Below are 2,385 nucleotides of genomic sequence, written 5' to 3' on the forward strand. Positions count from 1 at the left end.
TCTCACGACAAACAGCTTCTGTCACCTGTAGGGCTTTCGCGGCGTATTCCTCTGGTTGAGGAAGACCTTGTGACAAATCAGACTCTAAACATGAACCATCGGCGAAAACGGCTTGTAATGATAAAACATGATCAGAAGTTTTACCGTATTTCAGCGAACCTTGACCAGATGCATCGGTATTAATCATTCCGCCTAAAGTCGCACGATTACTGGTTGATAAATCTGGAGAGAAAAAATATCCAAAGGGACGAACTGCGTCATTTAACTGATCTTTTACGATACCCGACTGAACTCTTACCCAACCTTCTTTTTCATTAATTTCAAGCACCTGATTCATGTGACGAGATAAATCGACTACTACACCTTTCGTCAATGATTGACCATTGGTTCCGGTGCCACCGCCACGAGGTGAAAAGGTAATTCTCTCAAAATCGGAATTTAGGCTAATCTTTCCTATAAGGGAGACATCTTTTGTTGTCCGAGGGTGARCAACTGCTTGAGGTAATTGCTGGTAAACACTGTTGTCAGTGGCTACAGCCAAACGGCTAGAATATTGAGATTCGATATCGCCAGTGAAACCTGCAGCTTTCAATTCATTTAAAAAGCGTACAACCACCGGATCGACATCCGCATTGAGTTGAAGTCTTGGTAACATTTGCTTCCTGCCCCTACTTCGCTGATCCAATCAGCAATGGGTTAATGGTAATTTTGATTATATTTTTGAATTTCGTCACTTTACTACTAATAAGTTCATATAAAAAGGTGATCAAATAAGAATCTCAGTGCGAGAATGAATCTAACGTTTTCTTTTTCCTCAATTTGCGTTCAATATATACTGAACAATATTCGTTTAACGGACACATCAAGAGCACATACAATGAAAAAAAATAAGACAGTCACAACAGAAGATATTTTATTGAAGCTGTGCCAATCTGTTTCAGGTGTTTTGACATCTGCTACAGCCTCACAGGTGTCATATTCAGCAATGGTTCAAAAGATCAACAAAACTAGCCTAAAACCAGACTTTGGTTGTTTCGTTCTTTTTGATGGTGGGTTCTCAGGATTAGTTGTTATTAACTTCACTTCAAAAGCAGCACTTGAGCTATACACCAACTACATGCGTAACATGGGTATGCCAGAAGAAGAGCTTGCTGTTTTACATACTTCTGATGAAGTCGGTGATGTTCTAGGTGAGCTTATGAACCAACTTGTCGGTGATTTCACCAACAAGATCCGTAAAGAGCTTCAAACTAACATCACGCAAAACCAGCCTAAAATGTTGGCATTGAACAAGCAGGTCAACTTATCTGTCGATACAAACCTTGATCGCCCTCAAGCACGACGCGTAACCTTCTCTACTGAAGCGAACAACATTTTTTATCTAGAGTTAGCAATGGACAAGACAGAGTTTATTCAACTTGAAGAATTTGAAGTAACTGAAGATGAATGCCCAGACAGCATTCTTGAAGCAACTCAAAATAAGATGAAAACCACACCAGCAGCTTCAACACCCGCTGCAGGCAGTGACTCTGCTGCTGACCTTCTTGATGAACTAGGTATCTAAAGCAGTTCAGAACAAGGCTGTAGATCACTAGAATCTATAACCATATTATTAAACGCCACGGAACCTCTTCTGTGGCGTTTTGCTTTATACAAACTAGCGTCCACATGAGACACCAGTGTCGATACCAAATTTTCATCCACTTTCGGTATCTCAGTAGCAAAGCTTACTCCCACAGTGAACGTGACTCGATCAGACACTCGCGAACTTTCATGCTTGATGTAATAGCCGTGCAATCTATCTTGTAATAAAAACGCCCGTTGTTTTAATTCAGCGGTATTGAAGCCAGAGAGTAGAATCAAGAATTCATCACCACCATATCGAAGTGACTGAGCGCTTGGTTCAGGAAAGGTATGTTTGATCAGATTACTGATCACCTTTAGTACTTTGTCTCCACGATCATGACCGTAGGTGTCGTTGTACTCTTTGTAGAAATCTATATCGATCATCAATAGACCAATTGGGCGACGTTCAAGCACCAACTTCCGGCATAATGGGTCTAATTGGGAGCGATTAAAAAGACCGGTTAACGGATCAGTCATCGCCAATTCGCTCAACCTTTGATTGGTTGCTTGAAGTTGTTTTTGTTGCTCAATGAGAATCTGCTGTTGTCGAATATTCTGTAAGCCTATCGCTATGTACTTAGCGAAATGTTCGATAAGTTGACGATGATAGACTTTGTATTTGTACGCTTCATGGTGCTGCACTGTTACCACGCCTAACAGTTCATCTTTGAGCATGATTGGCGTAAATAATATTGAGTTTGTTTGACGATGGCTATGAGTCTGATAAACATAAGTGCGAAGAACACTTGAGTTTAATGC

At 40.7% G+C, this 2,385-nt stretch carries 3 protein-coding genes; 1 reads left to right on the forward strand and 2 read right to left on the reverse strand.

From position 1 onward, the window contains the following. On the reverse strand, window positions 1–655 hold a 655-nt coding region (locus L4C33_RS21580), incomplete at its 3' end, for an FAD-binding oxidoreductase (protein WP_428814438.1). A gap of 222 nt (window positions 656–877) precedes the next feature. On the opposite strand from L4C33_RS21580, the gene L4C33_RS21585 reads away from it, so the two are divergent. Then, window positions 878–1,564, forward strand: a complete 687-nt coding sequence (locus L4C33_RS21585) for a DUF3334 family protein (protein WP_428814439.1) — start codon at window positions 878–880, stop codon at window positions 1,562–1,564. On the opposite strand, the gene L4C33_RS21590 is transcribed toward L4C33_RS21585, so the two are convergent. After that, window positions 1,561–2,385 (reverse strand): GGDEF domain-containing protein (locus L4C33_RS21590; protein ID WP_428814440.1); only part of this gene is annotated, 825 nt, incomplete at its 5' end. The two genes, L4C33_RS21585 and L4C33_RS21590, sit on opposite strands and share 4 nt — an antisense overlap.

The organism is Vibrio makurazakiensis, from assembly GCF_050337375.1.
Lineage (GTDB): Bacteria > Pseudomonadota > Gammaproteobacteria > Enterobacterales > Vibrionaceae > Vibrio > Vibrio makurazakiensis.

What these genes read in the sequence shown, in the direction of transcription:
- L4C33_RS21585 (WP_428814439.1), top strand. Translation starts at nt 878, where the DNA reads ATGAAAAAAAATAAGACAGTCACAACAGAAGATATTTTATTGAAGCTG.